Raw genomic sequence first — 21,169 nt, 5'->3', positions numbered from 1 at the left:
TTAATAGATATATGGTAATTGAATACTAAATTCGGTGCCCTCGCCGGATGTACTTTCCACGGTCAGCATCCCACTATGGCCTTTGGTAATGATGTCATAACTCAGTGACAACCCTAAGCCAGTCCCTTCACCCGTGGGTTTGGTAGTGAAGAACGGCTGAAAAATCTTGGCTTTCACTACGTCTGAAATACCCGTGCCATTGTCCTTCACACGAATTTCCATGCCTGATTCACTACGTTGGGTAGTGACCCTAACCGCTGGCTGATAAACTATGCCCTGCTCCTTGCTCCGAGCCCCTCGCTCAGCCACCGCATAAAACGCATTGTTATACAGATTCAACAACACCCGCCCGATCTCCTGAGGGGCTACTTCCACGGGTTCCAAAGCTGGATCAAAGTCGGTCACTAGCTCACAATTGAAGTCTTTATTCTTAGCCTTCAGCCCGTGGTAAGCAATCTTGAGGTACTCATCAGCCAGCACATTCAGATCGGTAGGCCGTTTTTCTCCGGATTCGGTACGGGAGTGTTCGAGCATGCCTTTGACAATGCTGCTGGCCCGGCCGCCGTGGTGGTTGATCTTTTGAAGGTTGCTGGTCAAATCTCCGAGGATTTCCTCGGCATAGTCTTTTTCAGAATCGGGTAATTTCAGAAACGGCCCTTCCTTTAATTCATCAATCAGTTCAGTACTGACTTCGGAGAAGTTGTTAACGAAGTTGAGCGGATTCTGAATCTCATGGGCAATGCCAGCGGTTAGCTCGCCCAGACTGGCGAGTTTTTCTTTCTGGATGAGTTGAGCTTGGGTGGCTTTCAGATCCGTGAGTGATTGATTTAACTCGGTAGTACGGAGGTGTTGCTCAAGACGCTCATTTTGAGTAGTCAGAATTTGCTGCTTCTCCTGTTCCTGAGCAATAGTTTTCCGGGAAAGAGTCTCCAGATCAAGAAGTTGTTTGCGCAGGAGCTTATTAATGGCAGCCCGTTCTTGCGAGAGCAACAGTGAAATAGTAAGGGCAAGTCCTAAAAAGCTTATCGTAAATAATGATTGCACATTGGTCGCTAAAAAGCTACTAATGGATGGTAAGAAAATGGTAGTTGTCCACCCGATAAAAACAACCAGCGTAATACCATGAGCAGGCGTAAATAGTTTTGCTCCTGTTTTCTTTTGCTTTAGGGAAATGAATCCAATTCGTAAAATCTCCAGCCAGGGAATAACAATGGCCAGAACATACTGAGGAAGAAAGCCAATAGGGCCGTCCACAAAGAGAGCCGTTGGAATCGTCAGTAACGAAATGCTGGCGGCTACAAAAAAGAGCGTTTTTCTAGGTTGCTCGAAATACTGATAAATCCCTAGCAGGTAATAAACCGAAGAAATGGCAATCGCTATAATAAAGCCAATGTAGCCTGAATCGATAGCAACAAGAACGTTGGTAATTCCAAATAATTTAAAAAAGAAAACGTCGGACCCGTTAAGTGATCCATTTATAAGATGAACAATGCTTTGGGTAACCAGAAATAAGCCTAATGAACGAGCGGCTCGTTGTTCGGTAGAAACAGCATAAAGCAATAGTTGTAAAAGCCCCAATACCAGAAATATGCCAAACAGAACAAATTCTATAATGATACCTACCAATAGTTGTGATTCGATTTTTTCACCTACTTCGGTTGGTCGCAGCTCTAGGTATAAGAAGGCGTAATCGAATCGATCGATAGGCAATTTATCTCTCGAAAAAGCGTAGCGGATCGCAACTACTTGAACAGAATCAGCATCAAAGTCAATCGTTTGGCTGAAATGGTAAAGATTGCCCAAATCGATATCGTTTCGAGGGCTTATTTTACCATTCTGAAACTCGAGTTTTCCGTTTAAAAAAAAATCGATTGCCCCTGCCTGATCTATGCGCATCCCCACCTTCTGTTTTCGCCATTTGGGTGGCACGTGTAGGCGGATACGGAGCCAGCCAATACCCTTTCGGGGGAGTTTATCTAAGGCTAAAACATCCTGAGTTGGGTTAATCGTATCCCAGCGGGCGTCATCAAAATCGGGTTTGGCCCAATCAGGGTTGTCACCCAGGTGCCATTTCCAGGCTTTATCCAGCACTACACCGCTGATCGGTAAACTATCGATGCGAAGAACAGCTTGCGCCCAGGACTGGTATAAAGGCAACCAGAGAAAGAGCGCAGTCAGCAAACCAGAAAAGGATAATCGAGGCATAGGATATGGGGCTAAAACCAAGCAAACGTCAACAGCTATTCTGGTTCGTCAAACCAGTGCATCTTGTCTACTCAAAGTGAGAACAACCTGGGCTGCTATAATCTACCCTACTATAAAACCGCCCGGGCCGATTGGTGAATCGTAGTTTATGGCTAGTTCCGTAACCTGTTTATTTGGACTTTGGCCCATACAATACCCGAACGGCTCGAATCATGCTCGCCGGAATTACCGAGCTATGCGTTTCATTTTCGAAAATAACCTTCCATAGAAATAAGCATGGGACAACAGGATTAATGGATAGACCAAAGGTAGGATAGGGCTGGGAGGCCAACCTAATCCGTTTGAGACAGAAGCTATCCCGTTTGGGACAATCTATCCGATTTTCGCTAAGCGATTATTAGGGCGTCACAACTACTCGAAAGCCTGCCTGGTATTTGTGCTCCTGCGGTTTGGCAAACCCGTGATAAGCGCAGACTCAAGTCTACCCGTTGAGGTTGTAAGGGCTTCTGCAAAGTAGCAGATGAAGTGGCCGAAGCCGAATTCTGGCTGTTTAGCCCAGGCTCTAGCTCTGGTATTGGTTAAGTCCATTTCGGCCGATACATGTTGCCTATTTCTGATGTCATTAGGACGTTTTTTTGTGACTTCTAGAAATAATGTAAACTACTATATAGTAGTAAATTATATTGCAATTTGACCAATAAAACCACCCTTTTCGTGGTCGAAAAGGGCCAGAGGGAGGAGACGAAAAGGTACGATATTCAACAGGTTCGTTACATAACAAAACGACCCTATCGAAAGCCGGAAATTAGTTGCCAGATAAGCAAACGGTCGAATACAGGGTTCTGATTTTGACTGGACTTAGGCAATGGCTGGCCGGTTGAAGCGGAGTTTGACCAACGTCCCATTCTGGTTTTCGTAGGTCAGCGTGCCTTCAAGCTGGCGGGTAAGTAGTTCCACCAACTGGGTGCCGAAACCGGTTTCATTGACTGCTTCCACAGGCTGTTTACCAATACCATTGTCGGCTACTATCAACAGCAACGAATCGTCGCCCATCCGCGTCAGGCTGATGCGAATGGTGCCGTTGTCCTTACCGATAAATGCATATTTAAGCGAGTTCGTTATTAACTCATTCGTTATTAGTCCTATGGAAACCGCCGTGTCAATATCCAGTACCAGCTCGGGCATCGAACAATCGATGGTGATGCGACTGGCGGCATCGAACGAATCGAGAATGCTTTCGCCCAGATTGTGAAAATAATCGTGCATTTCAATAGCACCTAAATGCTTACCCTGGTACAGTTTCTGGTGAATGATGCCCATACTCTGCACCCGGTTTTGACTGGCCTGTATAGCTTCCTGTACGTTGGGGTCAGTAACTTTAGCCGACTGCAATGCGAGCAGCCCCGACACCACTGACAGATTATTCTTGACCCGGTGATGAATCTCTTTCAGCAGGAGTTCGTTCTGGGCGTTTTTCTGAGCAATCTCGTCGCGCTGTTGTTTAATGACTACAGCTTCCTGCAGGGCCAGTTTGCGGGCTTGTTCACGCAGACGGACCTTCAATAGGTACCAAAAGCCCAGTAACAGCATCAGCCCATAAGCCGCATAGGCCCAAAGGGTTTGCCACCAGGGTGGGCTGATGTGTATGCGAAGGGGCGTAAGATTTGTCCAAATTCCGTCGCTATTGCGGGCTTTCAGGTGGAACAGGTACGTTCCCGGCTTCATCTGGGCAAAATCGACGGTGTTTTTCAGGCCTATGCTTACCCATTGTGGCTCGTCATCCGGTCCGGTCAGGGAATAGGCATAGGCACGACTGCTGGTGTTGCGGTAATCCAGCAGCGCAAATTTTAGTTCTACCGTGTTTTCCCGGTGCGACAAGGTCAGCTCGTTGGCTTGCCAGCGATCCGGGGGCATGGGCTGCATGGTTTGCGTCCCGTCGGTGTCGAAGCAGGAAACGCCCACCAACCGCAGCGGTGATGAAGCTTTAGGAATGTTGTGAATGGTATCGGTTGGCCCAAATCGCCGTAAGTTGTTCTGGCAACCGAAATAAATCTCGCCGGTAGTCGCCAGTGCTGTAATGGGCGTAGAGTAAACCGAGTTGCCGACAAACTGGGGAAACGTGGTTACGCGCTCCGTAAGGGGGTCGATACAGGATACCACCTGATGCTGGTTGAACCAGATTTTGCCGGTCCTGTCGAGGGTAGCGTGGGCAAAATAATCATCCGTAAACCCATTGGTGATGCCATATTTTTTGAATCGCCCCGTTTTGACCGACAGCTTCTGTAAGGGCGCTGCATACCCACTCGTTATCCAGACATCACCCTGCTTATCAATCACGGGCGCAAAGGTGTAGTTGCTGGCCAGTCCATAGGGGTCGCCTTGCCGGAGCACAAACCGCTGCACTTGTCGGGTTCGTTTGTTTACCCGACTAAGGCCGTGAGCGGCTCCGCACACCCACACCGTATTCTGGGCATCGACCGCAATCTTTTGCAGCGTGTTCGACAAAAGGCTGTTGGCATTGGTAGGGTCGTTTTTCCACTGTTCATATGTACTCACCAGCCCTGTCTCGACTGATAAGCCGCCCTTTGGAATGCGGAAGAGCCCCTGCCCCCAAGTCGAAATCCAGAGGTCACCATCCCGGTCAATAACCGAAGCGATGGCGTTCTGAATCGGCTTACTCCCAGCCTTATCCAAACGAACAAGTTTGAGACGACCCGTCTTTTTGTTGTAAACGAACAGACCAGCCTCCGCTCCTACCAGCAGGTATGGATCGTGGCTGGTTCCGGCCACATCTGGCAGCGGGCTGGTGAAATAGGTGAAGGGTTGTTTCAAGACAACCTTCATCTCATTCAGGCCCGGTCTGGATTGACCCGGCCTGGCGTGGCCTGGCTGATATCGAATCAGGCCCAGATCGGTACTGATCCAAAGGAAGCCTTCCGAGTCGGGCATGATGGACTCCGTTACGGGTCGGGCCGGAACCCCACCGGCGGTGTTCGTAAATGTTGGCAGTGGAATGTTGGGGTGGCGTTCCTGACGGGGGTCGAAAAAAAGCGGATTTTTATCGCTTGCTCTCTCCAGCCAGATTAACCCCTGTCCATCTTCGTAGAGGGTTATAAATTCCTTGAGCTGTTCCCCATTGCTGATGGCTACGGGTGTGCATTGCTCCACGACGGTTCGGTCGGCTGAAATGCGGAAGATGTCGTTATCGCAGCAAAGCCAAAGCCGCCCCGCCCGATCTTCCAGAATCACATTTGGAAACGGAATGGGTTTGCCATCGGCCGTTCGCTTATCGAACCAATTGATTTGCCCGGTCTTAGGATTAAAAACCCGCAGCCCGGTTTGATCCGGAACACCCATCCAGATCAGGCCCCGACGATCTTTACAGAGTCCGTTAATCGTATTGAGACCATCCGTAGCGTTGATAACGGGTAACCCTGATTTAGTTACCGTCGGAAAGCACTGCCAACGGTTACGGGTTCGGTCAAACTGCTCGAACCCAGCCGTGGTGCAAACGTAAATATGGCCGGGGGCTACCAGAATAGGTGACAACGGGTTGCCCTGTAACTGCCCTGACTCGCCCGGTTCGGGCAAAAAACGGACAGTACGGCCCGTTTTGGGGTCGAACCGATTCATGCCCCAATCGCTCCCGATCCAGAGATAATCGGATTCATCGCGCTGAAGAAATCGGAGCTTATCGGATGATAAACTGGTTTTGACTGTAGGCAGGTGCTGAAAATGGGTCACGTTGCCCGTTTGCTGATTGTAGGCATTAAGGCCCCCGTCGCGGGTGGTTATCCAGAACGTGCCTCGCTCATCCTGAATCATATCCGCCACCCGCGCCGAGGAGAGGGAGTTCAAATCCGCCGGATCGGAGCGCACTGTTACGATCTCATGGCCGTCGTACCTGCTCAAGCCACTGCCGGTGAGGAACCAGAGAAAATCGTCGCGGTCAGTAAAGAATCGATTGATGGTTAATTGATTTCGGTTGCGGCCCAGCGTCTCTTTGGGGGGTTCGTCGAAGTAAAGCACCGTGGATTGTGCCTGCCCGGTAGACGCGGACAGGCACAATAGCAGGAGGAGCCACCCAAAAACAACGTATCCATTCATGTTGACCGGTTTGTTAGCCCAAGCTACTTCACTTGTCTTTCTGATCCTCGTTGTTAATATCGCGGATGCAGATAAACTTTCCGTCGCGTTTTTCAAAAATGCCCATGTATTTGCCGGCACTTACTACGTTGCCAGCTGGGTCTTTAATCGTTGTCTTCCCGACTTCGGTCACTACGTTGCCATCGCCGTACACGTCCATCGTCTCGTAGGAAACCGTAGTCCCGGCCTTGCGCGCTTTCATACTTTTGAGCAACACCTGCCGGATAGCAGCCTTTCCCACGGACATGGGTTCGTCGTCGGCCATTTCTACGGCATCGTCTGCGTAGAGTGCCATTACTTTGTCGATGTCCTTAGCGGTTGTCGCGTTGGCCCATTCGGTTTCGATGGCTTGTATCTCCGTTTTGATGACGGTCATATCGGGTTTAGCCGCTATCGGCTCAGTGGTAGGTTCTGTTTTTTGGGTGGGAGCGTTGCAACCGGTAACGCAGACAGACGTAATGGCAACAACGGCCAGCAATAGGGTAAATGGATTGGTTTTCATGGCTCTGGTTTAAACGATTTAGGGCACTCTCACTAAGCGACGGTAGAGTTCAACGGCTTTTATTTTCTCGTACACCATACCCAATTTTTTATCTGCTTCCTGAAACGATTTGTCGTCGTGGATTTTCTGGTACGCTTCGGTATTGGGCCAATTGCCCTCAAAGTAGTAGCGGTATTTGTCGGCTCCTTCTCCGGCTACTTTGTAGAGTGTGTACCCGGAGTTACTATACCCCAGACGTGTAATGATCGTGTTCAACTCGCCAATCACCGCCGACAGCTGGGCCTCCGTTACACCGGCTGGCATATCGAAAAGGTGGATACTTTTGAGTTGAGTCGTTGACGTTTGCTGAGCCTGTGCAGAGGCCGACATGCCGAGGCTAACCAGCAGCCAAAGTGCAGATAGCGAAATCAGGAGTTGTTTCATGGATTTGATTGGTTAGTTTAACTGTTTTAAGATCGATCTCCCAGCACTATAGGCTGGGCTTATTTGTTTTACTCGACTATGAATCAGGTGTCAATAATATTGTTGACAAAAGGGCAAAGTGAACGTTGTTTCTTTTCAGTTTATTTATTAATTTGAATCGAAAGAAAGCTACTTAGTGATTAGTTATTTAGATGCTGAATCAGGTAAGTTTGACTTAAAAAATCCCTGAATAATTTTCATTTCCCGTCTTCTTTTTTCAAAGCACAACGCGGATTCACATTTGCAGTGCATAAAGCTTGTTCTGAGCCAATTCAGCTGAGTTTAGATAATCCAACGTTTTGTGGGTGCGTTGATTTAATTGTTCTTCAGAAAAAAGTGATATGAACTGGCAATGAGCATTCAAGCGCCGTTTTTATTTAGTGAGTTTAGTGCCGACAATCTCCATGTCATATTCCTTAAATTGCTGCTCAAGAGTTTTTCCGTCCGTATATGCTGGATTTTTTCTATTGTAAAAAAACTCTTCCATTTTACCCGCAGGTTGGTAGGTGAGAATCATTTGGTGAGGACCTTCTCCAATTGTAAGAAAACAATGAGGAATATTTCTTGGTGCAAACGCAGTGTCGCCTTTTTTAAGATTAAATACATCATCCCCAATTTTTACAAGGTAATTTCCTTTTGTGATAAAGAACACTTCATCTTGATTAGGATGAATATGTAAAGGTGGGCCAACATCTACGGGGTCATTCTCCTCTACAACATATAAACTATTGTTAGTGTCTTTACCTGAAACTTTACACTTCATATTTTTTTCCTTTCCAAAAATCGTATCCTCATTCCATCGGTCTTTATCAGCTTGTACTTTAAATCCTCCTTTTAATAATCTAAGTTTCTCTTGCGCCTTTGTTAGAAAAGGTGTGATTGTTGCAATCGGTACTATCGAAAGAAACAACCGAACTAATTTTCGTCTTTGCATAGTGAATCGATTTGCATTTTTAAATAGATAACTAGTCGTCCGTTAAATCCAATTCCATAAACAACAAATAGTCTTTGAATTCTGCGGGGATTTCCATTTCTGGATACGCTTCAATATCACGAAATCCAAAACTTCTATATAAGGCGTGAGCGGCTTCCATAAACTTCGGACTGTCAAGCCGAACTTTTTTATAACCGACTTTTTTCGCTTCAACTAAAAGGCCTTTAAGAATAGCTCGTCCAGCCCCAATTCGTCTACTGGTTGGGTCAACAAACATTCGTTTTATTTCACCGATATCGGAGTTGATACGTTTTAGACTTCCAAGCCCACATAGCTTACCATCGTAAATAGCCAGGATTAGCTGTCCATAAGGGGGTTGAAACTTGCCAATCTGTTGGATATCCTGTTCAACTGCTTCTGTGGGATTATGAGGATGAACGCCATAGAGTTCCTGCATTTTGTCATTACCCCAAACTAAATAGTCAAACCATAATTGTTTAACGGCTTCTAAGTCGTCAGGAATAACAACAATTCTTGTTTTTACTTTTTCACTTGTGTTCATTTCCTGACTAGGTTTTGATTGTTTACTTTCTGTGGTAGCCTTGCCGCTAACTCGCCGATTGACGCCTTCAGTCATGGGGTGTTCTATCCCGAATTGATTGATCACAGATAGCTCAGCCACCACTGCTCTTTATGCGTTGTCTTGTAGGCATCAAACCAGCGACACAGGGGGTACAACGACGCGACAACGGCTATCCAGATAAGGTAAACCACCCCAAGATTGTAGCCTCCATTGCCGGGTAGCACAAACCGCATCGGTATGGTTTGCAGCGCTTTATCGGCCTCCGTCATGGTATGGCCAGCGGCAAAAAAGAGGCTCATGCGTAGGGTATGCAGGATGTACCAATGGATCGTGTAATAAAAAAAGGCCGTTCGTCCGTAGGTGCGCAGCACGCCCGTAACGCGATTGTGTACGTTCTCCAACAACGCCAGTCCCAGCAGTCCCGGCCCTACCGTAATGCACATATACAGCAGCGATGGGGGGTATTTATGTACCTTCAGGAACGAGAACAGCGTTGTGAGGCCATCTTTCTGGATGCTCCAGGGGAAAGGGTCGCCGTACTCATTCAGCAAACGCAGCCCCACAAATAACCCAATGGCTCCGGCACCGAGATAAACCAGCCACTGTTGACGCTTCGTGGCCCAAACCGCTGGCTCAAATAAACGGCCCAGGCAGTAGCCCAGCATCATTAGCCCTAGCCAGGGAAAAAACGGGTACAGTACATCAATGACCCGACCGGGAGCGTATTCAAACACACGGTGACTGCCACCATGAAACAGCGCCCACCAAAACCCCGACGTAAATCCCGGTGCCTGTTCCACCGCATCCAGCAGATTATGGCCTAAAACGATCGCTAAACCAATGCACAGTATGGCCCGAAATGGCAGCCACGTCAGCCCGGCCATGAACACCATACTGATGCCCAGCGACCAGAAAACGGCCAGTGTGATGGTATTAAACAGGGTAAACGTATCCGCCGGCGCAATCAGGAGTACCTCGGCTACAATGAGCCATAGGCCCCGTTTCAGCAGGAACAGACTCAACTCCCTACGCGATTTTCGTACCCCCTGCAGGTAGATGGACGTACCGGATAGCAAGGCAAACGTAGGGGCGCAGAAATGGGTAATCCAGCGGGTGACGTACAGGAACGGCGTGGTGGTATCGAGATTGAGCGGGTCGTCGGTCCAGGCCTGGGCGTGAAAGAAATCGCGCGTATGGTCCAGCGCCATAATGATCATAATCAGGCCCCGCAGTACGTCGATGGACTCGATGCGGCTTTTAATTAATGAAGGCGCTGAGGTGAGGCTGCCTTCGGCTTTGGGATAGCGCAGGGTCATTTGGCTTATCGATTCGGTTCAATTCCCTTTTTTCAGAAAGGAAATCAGCCCGGTGAAATACGTTTGCTGATCGTCATACATCGCGAAATGGCTACCGTTGGGGCATAGTAGAAAAGTGCCGTTTTTCACTTGTCCGGCCATCCACTCCATGTGTTTGGGGTCCATCGTGTCGTAGGTAGCCCCGATAACCAACGTCGGCACGATAATTTTGGGCAGGTCTTTGCTACGATCCCAGTTTTTCAGATTGGCATTGCCCGCCATGCCAAACTCGCTTGGCCCCTGCATAGTCACGTACTGCTCCTGATTGAGTTTGGCAAACCCCCGGTTCAGCGGTTCGGGCCATTGCGCCGTTGGTATACGGCAGATGTGCTTTTCGTAATAATTGGGCAGCAATAGTTCCATATAGTGCGGGTCGGCGAAGTCGCCTTTGGCTTCAAGTGCTTTGATCTCGGCCAGCACTTCTGGGTCCATTTGTTTGGCCAGTACCTCGTTGGCATAGCGGCTGTAGGCGGGTGCACTGCTCATCATGTTTGAGATAAGTAAGCCCCTGACGTTTTGCCCGTATTTGAGTGCGTACTCTATGCCCAGAATGCCGCCCCACGAGTGGCCATAGAGGTAGAAATTGTCTTTATTTAGCCCTAAAGCGACCCTAACCTGCTCCAGTTCGTCGACAAAACGGGGCAGCACCCACAAGTTCTTGTCGATTGGGCGGTCGCTATTACCCGCGCCGAGTTGGTCATAATAAATGAACTCGATGCCTTCTTTAGGCAGAAAACTCTCGAACACCTCGTAGGCCTCATGCCCTGCACCGGGACCGCCGTGCAGAATCAAAACCTTGACTGTTGGGTTGTTGCCAACCTGCTTCGTCCACACGTTGAATGTGCCTTTCGGAGTCTTGATCGGAATTATTTTCACGCCCCCGGTTTGCATACCCGTATCGGCGGGGGCAAAGTAGGTTTGGAGTGCGTTAGCCTTGTCGGCGTTTGGGTTTGGGTCACAGCCTGCAACGGTCAGTCCAATGAGCAAAACAGCAAAAGGGGCCGGTAACAGCGAAAGTAGAAATTGGTTGATTTTCATTGGTCTATCGAACAGAAAAAAGGCTGCGAGGCTACAGGTTTTATAGACGCTTAGTCTTTGCTACTTGACGGCTACTGGTGCCGATGCAGACTCTTGGTAAAACGTCGCTTTCCACGCGCCATTGATTTTGGTGAAGAGCATTGTTCCCGCTACGTGCTCAAACGTTAATTTCTGGCCGGTTTTGAGCGTTGCATTCTGTTCCATCGAGAACGTATAAAGCACCAGCGAGTCAGTCAAAACCCGAATCGCTTCCTTCTTTGGCCCGATGCTTAACGTCTTCATCTGGCTAAATCCGTCTGCGTTGAGCTTTTTTAGCGCGTCGTAATTGCCTAGGGTGCCATCGGGATTGACGGCCTGAAAATCAGGCGTATTTTCAAAGTAGGTCATGCACGTTTCAATGTTCAGTTTTTCCACCTGTTGGAAGAATTCTTTGATAAGGCCAGAAATTTCCTGTTCAATCGCTTGCTTTTGTGCGCTTGTCATGGCCGACACGTCGGTCGTCTGGGTAGGCGTTTCTTTGGCGGGTGTATTGCAACCGGCGGCAAATAGAAGCAGGGCGGCAAAAATGGCCAGTATGTGCGAAGCGGGTTGGGTTTTCACTGGGGCTTGAGAAGTTAAGATGGAGTTTTTTAGCAGGGTTAATTAATTGATGTTATTGACCTACTTAGCCATAGGCTCAGCAACCGGATTCCACATATCATAAGTTTGGAGCCACTTGCCCTCGGCATTGCGTTTGAGAACGATGGTATATTTAATTTTTTCGGTCATGATTTTCCCGTCAGGGCCTTTCAGGTGCAGGTCAGCTGTCCCGATTTCATAACCTAAGTCGCCGTTGCTGCCCGTGGCGATCGTAGAGACAGTGCCATCAACATAGCCTGCACCATCCAAAAAGCCCTGCCAATACTTCTGAATGGCTTCGTGACCCGTCACGTTGGGTTGGCCGGGAGGCAGTATTATGGCATCTACTGCGTAGCAATTAGCCGCTGCTGTGGCATCCCTGGCGTTTAACGCTTTCACAAAATCGCGGTTTACTTTTGAGAGCTCCTCGGCAGTGGCAGGCTTTTCTTTGGCGGGCGAGTTGCAGCTGGCAGTGAATAAAAGCGCAGCAGCAAGTGCAGCCAGCACCAGCGATAATTGATTAATTTTCATAGCCTTAATTTGATCGGTTTTTGAATTTGAATTGACTGAAAAAACGGGTTTAAGCGAACGTTAAAATCCAGTATCAGGATCAAACGTAGGCCCACTCGTTGAGCGGCACGCGGGCAGGTTGGAACTGCATTCCCAGCTCCTGGGTGGCCAGCGCATTGCTATACACGTTTCGGGCAGCGTTGACCGGGGCTTTGCCGTTCAGCATGAGCGTCATGTCCGATATTTTATAGCTTTCGCTATTGAGCAGGTAGTTCCTTCCATGCAGCCCGGCGGTGGTTGCGGCCCGAAAAATTCCCTCGGCCACGTCGGAAACCGACACAATGGCCATCTCCACGTCGTGGTCAAACATCATCTGCACGAACGGATTGGGGGCAATTTTATTCTTGATAAGGTATTGCAGACCCACCGACGTCGAATCCTCACGGGCCGACAGCGGTTTACCCATCACGCCCGTGGGCGACACGCTCACGATCTCGAAACTGGGTTGGGGATACGTGGCCACGAATGCTCGCACGGCCTGGTCGGTGTAGTACTTGGCCTGCGCATAGGGAATGGCTTCAGGGTCCAGGTACGGCTCGTCTGCTTCGGTATACAGGTGGTCGGCAGGATAATGGGGGACGGGCATCGGGTAGGCTGTGTTGAGTGCACCTACTGAGGCCACGAACACCACCTTCTGTATCGAAGGCGTTTGGCTGATTACCTTCAGGAAGGTCTCGGTTCCGCAGACGGTCGGCAGGAACACCTCTTTCTGCGGATTCTCGGCGGCTAATTGAAAGGGAGTGCCGCTATGAACCACAACGTCGCAATTCCGTAAAAACTCGCCAAGGGCTGCTTCGTTGGTTACGTCCAGTTCCCTGATAGTTAGGTTTTCAGCGTGGGAAAGCTGATGTAGATGCTGGTATTTTTCGGGTTTGGCAAGCTCAGTAGTGGATACCTTCACGGTATAGCCCTTGTTCAGAAATTTTTGGGTGACGTAGCTACCAATGAAGCCAGCTCCACCAATGATGCCTACTGTTTGCATGATGTTTTGGGTTTAAGCCGCCGGGTGGTTCATAGCCCGGCAGGAGTTGAGTAGAATTGGTTATTGGGAAATGGGCGTATTTATTTCGTTGCTGAATACGACAAATCGGGCCGAAAGTGGCCAATTCTCGATTCTATGCGCCGGATGAAGGGCTTCATTTCGGCAAAGAGGTTCTTGAACCCAACCCGGAATTCTTCCGTATTAGCCGTATTTCTCGCTTTAAATTCGGCTTGACTCGTGGCCAGGTCTTCGACTAGTATAAAATTTTCGGTAGTACCGAACCGGCTCATATATACGTTGTACGGAATCTTGCCCGCTTTACTGGTGTAGAGTTTCTTAAACCGGTTGAATAGATCCTCTATCTTGCGCTGATGCTGCGGTTCGTAATAGAAGTAATCATACCCACGGTAGGCGTACTCTGAGGGATTGTTTTGGTCAGTTGCGTAGGAATACTGCGGGAGGTATATCAGTATATAATCGCGGTGGCTGGGGTAGCACTTGTCGAAATCGGCTAATAGGGTACTGAAGACCTCTTTGCCTATCTTCTCCTGCAAGGGAGCCAGTGGGTCTTTGTCAAGGTCAGCCATGTGCTCGATTGGCTCAATGATGTAATACCGATGGTCATTGTCCTGAACTGTGAGCCAGCCAACATGAATGCCGTACTTTCGGCATTGACTGACCAGCTCCTTCGACGCCCGTTCGTACTCGTCCACCATCGTCGGCATAACGGGGTCCTCGTGAATGTGAAAGAGCTGTGGTTTAGCGGGCGTGGTCTGAGCCTGCAACACCGCAGTAGGCACGAGCCATAAAATCGCCAGAGCCAGAGTAAAAAGGAGCCGCATGGTTGAGATTGCTGATTGGATGGGTTAGAAATGAGCGGCCCAATCAATTCGAAAAAGCGACCTGGCCGACAACAGGTCTAAACTATTGCCAACGTACTCCCAAACCAAGTTTGCCCGGACGAACATCCCCTTTTACTGTCCGAAGGTCGGGAATTACTTACCGAAGAAAAGGATGGATAGGATTCTGATTTACTAAGTGACTGATATTGAGTCTCAAATGGTCTGGATTCGCTTCAACAGTGCCTCACGCAGGTTGTGGCTGAGAGGAATCTTTTTACCCCTGATAACAACATGCCCTTCGCCTACCTCATCGACCTGCGTCAGATTCACCAGATAGGACCGATGCACCCGCACAAAATAGTTGGCCAGGAGTTTATCTTCCATCAGCTTCAGGGTGGTCGTCAACAGATATTCTTTGTCCGCCGTGCAGAGGTGGCAGTAGTTACGGTCGGCTTCAACGTAGAGAATATCGGCGATAAAAATTTTGACGATCTTTTCGCGGTGCCGCACAAAAATCCGGTCACTGAGCACAAAAGGTGCATCAGGAGCAGGGTCGGTAGTAGCGTGATGCTCGTCGGCCAGACGGCTGATAGCCAGTTCGATAGCCCGTTGTAGCTCAATTGCCCGGATCGGCTTGGAGATGTAGGCGTAGGGATGGGTTTTTTTTGCTCTGGCAAAAGTGGATTCGTCGGTATTGGCCGTGACGTAAATAATCGGGATATTCCACCGCTGATGGATCGCATGGGCCGTGTCGATCCCATCGAGCGTGCCTTTGAGGCTAATGTCAAGCAGAATCAAGTCAGGTCGGTTGGTTTCGGCGTGTAAGATGGCTTCTTCGCCCCGAGGTACAATCCCGCTCACTTCGTAGCCGAGCTTGCTGAGTTGCAGGGCAATGGTGGCGGCAATAATCATATCGTCCTCCACGACGAGCAACTTCAACGGGGTGTCCATTCTATTTGTTGATCAGTTGTCATGTAATCATTACGTACGTACCGGAGGTTGAACTTGGTACCGCGTATCCTCGGTAGCGTTGGCCGTGTAATCAATACTGTAAATCCGCTACGAAGTAAACTCAAATTTTATAGTTATGAAAACCAGTGACTTGATTAAGCGAAGCCATTAGGATAAGAAGGATTTATGACATTCAGTAAACCTATCAAAAAGATTAGTTTCATAACCTGTCTTGTCCGTGATTTATTTGGACGTTTAAATGAACGATGGTTGGGTAGGAGGGAAGGGGGGGGGAATTGGCCTTTTTGTGTTCAATAAAGCCGTTCAGTTTAGTAGCTCACGGTTTTTAGCTAAGTTTTGATTTTTGTGAACGTATGATATTTATCTGGGCAGCTTTCTTATGTAGTTTCATCGCCGATCCTTCATCCTTTATGGAGTAACTTCGCCGATGTGTAGTCGTGTTCGTTACGATTCCATTTTACACAAAAAGACTTCTTTGCTTCCCTTAAAATGGATCAATTAGTTTCTGAAATTCGGCGGATTATTAGTCAATCAAGAGAGTAGGGCGAATGCTCCCTAAGGATCACTCAAACAGATCAAAAATGTCATTAGTTGAAAAACAAAACAATTCTTCAAGGATAAGTTAGTTACATTAAGTGAACTTGATAATGAGTGGGCCAATAGAACTTACGACTTCCATTTAATTTTTGGACAGAATGCGGAAAATAAATCTCCCTGGATAAATTCAAATTGGAAAATAGACTTTGAGTCCTATGTTGACTCACTTATTAAGCAAGTCGAAACTCATAAAGAAACAAGAAGCAGAGCAGTAAAATACAAAGCTGACTACTAATATTTGCGTGACCAGAAAGTAATATGGAGAAGCTAATCGCAAAACTAAAGCAGACCATAGCCCTTCAACTCTTTACCATTTTTCTTCGCTATTTACTGGGTTCCGCTTTTGTTTATGCTAGTGTTTTCAAGATACTGGGCATACGATTTACCCCTAAATCCGGTGAAAATGCACCCATTGATTCGCTTCCTCACTTTTTAGAGGCTATGTACCAATCGGGTTATTACTGGTATTTTATAGGCTGGGGGCAGCTAGTGGTAGGCTTCCTCTTGATGTCTCAGATTCTTAGTACGTTAGGGGCAGTTGCCTTTTTTCCAATCATGCTCAATATTGTTATGATAACGACTTCATTTGACTCTATAAGTGTGTTTATCATTACCTGCCTAATGTTGCTGGCCAACATTTATTTGCTGCTCTGGGATTGGAATAAACTAAAGTTTATTGTCTTACTTGAGCCTAAAAATTACTATGACGACAATGCTGAATTGTCGAAACGGAAAGTGTGGGTCTATTTAGCGCTGCTCCTTTTTTTAATCATTGTTTTCTACAGGTTACACGCTGGGGCGTATCTTTAATTTCATAAGTATCGCCCTGTATATTCCACCTGTCTGGCGGCTTAGCAGCCCAACATGGCGAGTTTGTAAAGATCCGAAATATGTTTGTTTGGTGAAGTAGTGTGGCACTCCATCAGCATGAATTGAATTAAAGTTTGTCGCCGTTTAGAAGGACCTTTGTGAACACGTTACAGAAGTAAGAAAGTAGATAACAGTTTCAAACAGCTAAAATATACTGGCCTTTTTCCCCGATGCGTTGCCGAGTCTCCTCGGTGATGTATCGACTTTGGTCGATTTGCTGCGGTTGGTCTCGATTGCAGAAATAGCTGTGAATGCTGCGTCGGTCTTGATCGGTCAGGTTGGTTGTGCCCCCGTGCCAAACGTGCGAGTTAAAGATAAAGACCGAACCGGCTGGCGCAAGGATACGAATTTCGTTGGGATGTTTCTCATTGGGGTCGGCCATGGCTTCGTCGGGCAAACGGTTCAGTTTATGGGTTTTCGGTACGATGCGTGTGGACCCGTTGGATTCGGTAAAATCATCTAACAGCCAGATGCTGTTGCAGACTTGGTAAGCGCCATTGACCACCGTATTTTTCCAATCGACATGGAGTTTTTGATGTCCTTTGCCCGGTTTGGCGGCCCGATAGTTCAGTGACGACAGCTTGTATTGCTCTCCCAGAACGGCTTCAATGCCCGCCAGCACTCGTGGGTGAGTATAAAAGATATCGAATACCGGCCCCTTATTGACCAAATCGGCCAACCGGTCAGCCCCTTCTTCTTTGGGATGGCGAATGTATTTGGATTGAGCCAGTTCATGGCCCGCCTGTTCACCTTCTAATTCCATTAATTGGGCTAATCGGTCATTGATTTGAGCCACTTGTTCAGGGGTCAATAGTTGCCCTAAATTTAGATAGCCGAAGGTATCTAAAAACTCGATTTCCTCCTGGGTAAGCATGGCAACCTTGTTTGATGATCGGTTTGTGGTGCAAAAATAATATGGGCAAAAAAAAGTACAACAACGATTATGTATGAGGTATAAAGCAGTAGTTGTGTCGATAGGATCGTTCAGACTGACTAATCCAATATGTTGTTCCTCTAACTGAGTCGCAATCTCGATTAAATGATTTAGGGAAAGACCCAATCGCCGGGTCACCGGTGTCGTCGGGCTTCCAAATAGTTAAGGTGTCACCCTCCCGAATGATTTCTAATAGCCTGCTTAATTCGGGCCGTTCAGTTTTACTACCACTAGCTTTGTGGTCCGCCACCCCGGTCCTGAAAGATTTTCGGCAGCCTGCTGCTTTCAGTGCATCTAACTGAAGAGACAGGTTTTGATCTTGGCCGTGCCCGCGACGGCGTACCGTGCCAGAGCCGTTAAACCCGGGCATGACCTAACTTCATGATAACTTCATGATAACTTCATGACTAATACAATTCCACAAAAAAAGCACTCAACATTTCTGCTAAGTGCTTAATTACTAAGTGACCCCGGACAGGTTCGAACTGTCGACCCATTGATTAAGAGTAACTGTGCCCCTAAGTGATGGATAAAATTTATTAGTATTTAATGCTCTGATTTACAGTATTTTTAATTCTAAATCGTTGCCGGATACTGTTGGTTATTTACGGTTGTTTATGTAGATTTGTGTAAACCACTGTGTAAACCGGCCTATTGATGGGTAAAGCGACGGATCATAAAGATAGCGATGCGAACGTAAAGGTTATCCTGTTTAAATCAAAGACACTGGCCGATGGTTCTCACCCGCTTATGGTACGGATCACCAAAGACCGGCAGCGTAAATACATAGCAGTAGGGGAGAGCTGCTTTCTAAAACACTGGGATGAGGAGAAGAACACTCCTCGGCGTAATCACCCCAACCGCGCCTACATTGAGCAGGTAATCAGGACCTGGACGACTAAATATGCTTCGGCAGCGGCTGATTTAAAACAGGAAGAAAAGCCCTTTACGGCCTCAAGCGTTGCTACCCAATTAGTAAAGGTCATCCGAAAAGCTAATCTCTTCGATTTCATTGATGAGACTGTCGAGCGGTTAATCCGTGAAAAGCGGTTAGGTACGGCTAATACCATGAAGAGTATCCGCCGAACCTTAGTGCGTTATGAGGAGCACACAAATCGGAAAAGCCAACGAAAGAATGGATTACTGTTTACCGACCTTACACCTGCCTATCTGGATGACTTTCGAGTATACCTCGTCGAGAGAGGATTAGCCGAGACCTCCATGGCTGTTTATTTTCGAACGCTTCGGCAGATCTACAACCAGGCCATTAAGCGCTCTATGGTTGCTGCCAAACACTACCCGTTTAACGAATTTAAGGTTAGCCAATTTGATTTGCGTACCCGCAAGCGAGCTATAAGCAAAGCAGATATCGGGATTATTGCTGGTTTAAATCTGGAAACACCCAGGCAGCTATTAGCTCAGCATCTGTTTCTATTCAGCTACTATGGGGCCGGTATCAACTTCATTGATCTGGCTCATCTGACCTGGCAGGACGTGCAGAGGGGGCGTTTACGCTATGAGCGGCAGAAGACCGGCCATTTATTCAATTTTAAGCTAGCTGATTCGGCCCGCTCTATTCTGGAGTATTATTATCCGTTGACTGGTAGTAATATGGCCAATTACGTATTTCCAATTCTTGATCGCCAGAAACACCTTACCCCTATACAGATCAGCAATCGCGTACACAAGAAAATTGGACAGGTAAATAAAGACCTGAAAGAGTTGGGTGTACTGGCCGGAATAGACGTGCCGCTAACCACGTATGTAGCCCGGCATAGCTTTGCTACAGCGCTAAAATATTCCGGTGTAAAAACAGCTGTAATATCCGAAGCGATGGGACACCAAACCGAAGGGATTACCCAGACTTACCTGGCTTCGTTTGAGAATGAATTGATTGACGAGGCTTTTGATAATTTGTAAGATATGAATGAGTCCGAGCTGACCAAAGGTGGATTTATTATTGTTTCGCCCCCACCTGAAGATTTTGTTCAGGGTGAACCTGATTGGTTTCGGGAAAAAAAATGGATAGAGGAGACTGTACATAGTTTTCTTGTCAAGGCTGATGATGATGCATCCGAGGCAATAAGACTATTTAAATGTAGACTTGCGTTAGAGCAAAGTCCAATAAACCCTAGTAGTCGGATTATTCTGTTTGAAGAATATCGGAAGGAGATTTTGGAACGGCATAGACAACTAAATCCCCAAAGTTTATTTACTGATCATTGGCAAAAGAAAGGTGGTTACAGCGAAGAAATGCTAATAGGTTTAGCTCATAGTGTGCGAATGAGGTATCTCAACATGGGAGGCTTTGAAAAAGCAGGAGAGGTTATAATGCAGCTTTACCGTGTCTATTTTAGCTATTTCCTGATATTACAACTAAACGATCTTCAGAAAATGGAGTTGGCCTCCCTAAAATCCCCAGAGGTCTATGATGAATCTACCCTAACGGAAGCTAATAAGAAATCGAGTGTTCTGGTACAGTCACCTAACGCCAAACAGGGAACAGTTACGCAAGCACAATTAGCCTTATTCTATTTTTATTGTCACCAAAAGGATAGTTTGCCTCCTTTTCCTTCTGGAAAATTGGTACAAGCATATAAGGATGCTACTGCCCCGTATAATTTAGCTTGGAAGCCATTTCAGCAACATTACAACCGGTTTAAAAAAAGGGCTAACCGGTTAGCAGAAAGCAACCGAAAAGCCCTCTTAGAGGCAATAAAGATGTTACAGGATTACCCTGAAGTCCTAGAATTGGCAAAAGATGATTTAAAGGTAGCTCAAACTCGTAACCCCATTACGTAACCCTTACCTGCCCCTTACCACCTATTTAGGCCCTTAACATTGCATCTGTCAAACAAACACTGATGCAATGGAAAATCCATTTGAAATAATTGCCCGGCGGTTAAGCAATATTGAAGACCTACTGCTTGATATTAAGCACAGGCCAAGCCCAGGCCCTACTTCACAATCCTTAAGCCGGAGCAAAAAGATTGACTTTCAGGCTGCTAGGGACGAGTACTACCCCAATATTCCTGAATCTACTGTGCGACAGCTTACCGCTCATTTAAGTCGCACGAAAGTAGGCAAACGCATTCTGTTGGATCGAGATGAGATAGAACAAGATCAGATCGAGAAGCGTAGAAAGTCGAGCAAAACATTAGCGCAAGAAATAGACGTACAATTTGCCAGTCAGCATCAACGTAAGGGGGGACAAAAAAGCGTATGACCCTCTATGCTATTAGCCAAGCCATTCGCAATGTCGGCGGTCATGTTCTTCTTTGCGGAAATCAGCCATTCGGATACGTTTTTTTTGCTGAGGTCGGCCAAAGCAAATGTCGGATCATTTCACTTTCTACATGCCAATCTTCTCGCAGTATACCGTCGGAACCGAGCTACCAAACTCACGTCGTTTCGGATACTCAGAGTTTGCAAACCTGGCTAAATTCTCTTTCTTCCAAACGCGCCCTGCAAGCTTTATAGCTGCCGAATCGCTAAACTTTATTACCCATGGTTGGCAGTGGATACGAACTGACGAAAGCATTTTACCGTGAACTCGGCA

At 47.4% G+C, this 21,169-nt stretch carries 19 protein-coding genes; 4 read left to right on the top strand and 15 right to left on the bottom strand.

The window, feature by feature from the left end; all coding sequences use genetic code 11:
- From GO755_RS38115 to GO755_RS38055, 13 genes are all read right to left on the bottom strand, one after another.
- Nucleotides 1–2,205, bottom strand: coding sequence for an ATP-binding protein (locus tag GO755_RS38115; RefSeq protein ID WP_157590692.1), 2,205 nt, complete (start codon nucleotides 2,203–2,205; stop codon nucleotides 1–3).
- Nucleotides 2,206–3,063: 858 nt separating this feature from the next.
- Nucleotides 3,064–6,312 carry a histidine kinase dimerization/phosphoacceptor domain -containing protein gene (locus GO755_RS38110; protein WP_157590691.1) on the bottom strand — a complete coding sequence of 1,083 codons (3,249 nt, stop codon included), beginning with the start codon at nucleotides 6,310–6,312 and terminating at the stop codon, nucleotides 3,064–3,066.
- A gap of 28 nt (nucleotides 6,313–6,340) precedes the next feature.
- The gene (locus GO755_RS38105) at nucleotides 6,341–6,853 is read right to left on the bottom strand and encodes a YybH family protein (protein ID WP_157590690.1); all 513 of its coding nucleotides are present in this window, start codon (nucleotides 6,851–6,853) and stop codon (nucleotides 6,341–6,343) included.
- 18 nt (nucleotides 6,854–6,871) lie between these two features.
- A complete protein-coding gene (locus GO755_RS38100) occupies nucleotides 6,872–7,276 on the bottom strand; it encodes a hypothetical protein (protein WP_157590689.1) in 405 nt (134 codons plus the stop codon).
- 412 nt (nucleotides 7,277–7,688) lie between these two features.
- Nucleotides 7,689–8,249, bottom strand: coding sequence for a cupin domain-containing protein (locus tag GO755_RS38095; RefSeq protein ID WP_157590688.1), 561 nt, complete (start codon nucleotides 8,247–8,249; stop codon nucleotides 7,689–7,691).
- A gap of 31 nt (nucleotides 8,250–8,280) precedes the next feature.
- Nucleotides 8,281–8,886 (bottom strand): GNAT family N-acetyltransferase, encoded by a 606-nt coding sequence (locus tag GO755_RS38090; RefSeq protein WP_227687265.1) that lies wholly within the window; start codon nucleotides 8,884–8,886, stop codon nucleotides 8,281–8,283.
- A 26-nt stretch (nucleotides 8,887–8,912) separates the two neighbouring features.
- Nucleotides 8,913–10,148 (bottom strand): DUF1624 domain-containing protein, encoded by a 1,236-nt coding sequence (locus GO755_RS38085; RefSeq protein ID WP_157590687.1) that lies wholly within the window; start codon nucleotides 10,146–10,148, stop codon nucleotides 8,913–8,915.
- A gap of 18 nt (nucleotides 10,149–10,166) precedes the next feature.
- On the bottom strand, nucleotides 10,167–11,225 hold the full coding sequence (locus GO755_RS38080; RefSeq protein WP_157590686.1) for a proline iminopeptidase-family hydrolase: 1,059 nt from the start codon (nucleotides 11,223–11,225) through the stop codon (nucleotides 10,167–10,169).
- A 60-nt stretch (nucleotides 11,226–11,285) separates the two neighbouring features.
- The gene (locus GO755_RS38075) at nucleotides 11,286–11,825 is read right to left on the bottom strand and encodes a nuclear transport factor 2 family protein (RefSeq protein WP_317166042.1); all 540 of its coding nucleotides are present in this window, start codon (nucleotides 11,823–11,825) and stop codon (nucleotides 11,286–11,288) included.
- 60 nt (nucleotides 11,826–11,885) lie between these two features.
- The gene (locus GO755_RS38070; RefSeq protein WP_157590684.1) at nucleotides 11,886–12,374 is read right to left on the bottom strand and encodes a YybH family protein; all 489 of its coding nucleotides are present in this window, start codon (nucleotides 12,372–12,374) and stop codon (nucleotides 11,886–11,888) included.
- Between the two features lie 79 nt (nucleotides 12,375–12,453).
- Nucleotides 12,454–13,395, bottom strand: a complete 942-nt coding sequence (locus GO755_RS38065; protein WP_157590683.1) for an NAD-dependent epimerase/dehydratase family protein — start codon at nucleotides 13,393–13,395, stop codon at nucleotides 12,454–12,456.
- An 80-nt stretch (nucleotides 13,396–13,475) separates the two neighbouring features.
- Complete coding sequence (locus GO755_RS38060) at nucleotides 13,476–14,237, bottom strand: hypothetical protein (protein WP_157590682.1); 762 nt, start codon at nucleotides 14,235–14,237, stop codon at nucleotides 13,476–13,478.
- Between the two features lie 213 nt (nucleotides 14,238–14,450).
- Nucleotides 14,451–15,188: a LytR/AlgR family response regulator transcription factor gene (locus GO755_RS38055; RefSeq protein WP_157590681.1), complete on the bottom strand. Its 738-nt coding sequence runs from the start codon at nucleotides 15,186–15,188 to the stop codon at nucleotides 14,451–14,453.
- 876 nt (nucleotides 15,189–16,064) lie between these two features.
- Between GO755_RS38055 and GO755_RS38050 the strand changes: the two genes are divergently transcribed.
- Nucleotides 16,065–16,616, top strand: a complete 552-nt coding sequence (locus tag GO755_RS38050) for a DoxX family membrane protein (RefSeq protein WP_157590680.1) — start codon at nucleotides 16,065–16,067, stop codon at nucleotides 16,614–16,616.
- A gap of 196 nt (nucleotides 16,617–16,812) precedes the next feature.
- Here the strand turns inward: GO755_RS38050 and GO755_RS38045 are convergent, their stop codons facing one another.
- Both GO755_RS38045 and GO755_RS38040 read right to left on the bottom strand, forming a co-directional pair.
- Nucleotides 16,813–17,550: a phytanoyl-CoA dioxygenase family protein gene (locus tag GO755_RS38045; protein ID WP_157590741.1), complete on the bottom strand. Its 738-nt coding sequence runs from the start codon at nucleotides 17,548–17,550 to the stop codon at nucleotides 16,813–16,815.
- Nucleotides 17,551–17,617: 67 nt separating this feature from the next.
- Nucleotides 17,618–17,980: a recombinase family protein gene (locus GO755_RS38040; protein WP_227687264.1), complete on the bottom strand. Its 363-nt coding sequence runs from the start codon at nucleotides 17,978–17,980 to the stop codon at nucleotides 17,618–17,620.
- Nucleotides 17,981–18,267: 287 nt separating this feature from the next.
- On the opposite strand from GO755_RS38040, the gene GO755_RS38035 reads away from it, so the two are divergent.
- The 3 genes from GO755_RS38035 (at nucleotide 18,268) to GO755_RS38025 (ending at nucleotide 20,836) form a co-directional block, all read left to right on the top strand.
- Nucleotides 18,268–19,530 (top strand): site-specific integrase, encoded by a 1,263-nt coding sequence (locus GO755_RS38035; protein ID WP_157590679.1) that lies wholly within the window; start codon nucleotides 18,268–18,270, stop codon nucleotides 19,528–19,530.
- 3 nt (nucleotides 19,531–19,533) lie between these two features.
- Nucleotides 19,534–20,412: a hypothetical protein gene (locus GO755_RS38030; RefSeq protein ID WP_157590678.1), complete on the top strand. Its 879-nt coding sequence runs from the start codon at nucleotides 19,534–19,536 to the stop codon at nucleotides 20,410–20,412.
- A 67-nt stretch (nucleotides 20,413–20,479) separates the two neighbouring features.
- Nucleotides 20,480–20,836: a hypothetical protein gene (locus GO755_RS38025; RefSeq protein WP_157590677.1), complete on the top strand. Its 357-nt coding sequence runs from the start codon at nucleotides 20,480–20,482 to the stop codon at nucleotides 20,834–20,836.
- Nucleotides 20,837–21,169 lie beyond the last annotated feature (333 nt).

The sequence above is a fragment of the Spirosoma arboris genome, assembly GCF_009754945.1.
In the GTDB taxonomy this organism is placed as follows: domain Bacteria; phylum Bacteroidota; class Bacteroidia; order Cytophagales; family Spirosomataceae; genus Spirosoma; species Spirosoma arboris.
This window is presented reverse-complemented; position numbering and strand designations above follow the sequence as displayed.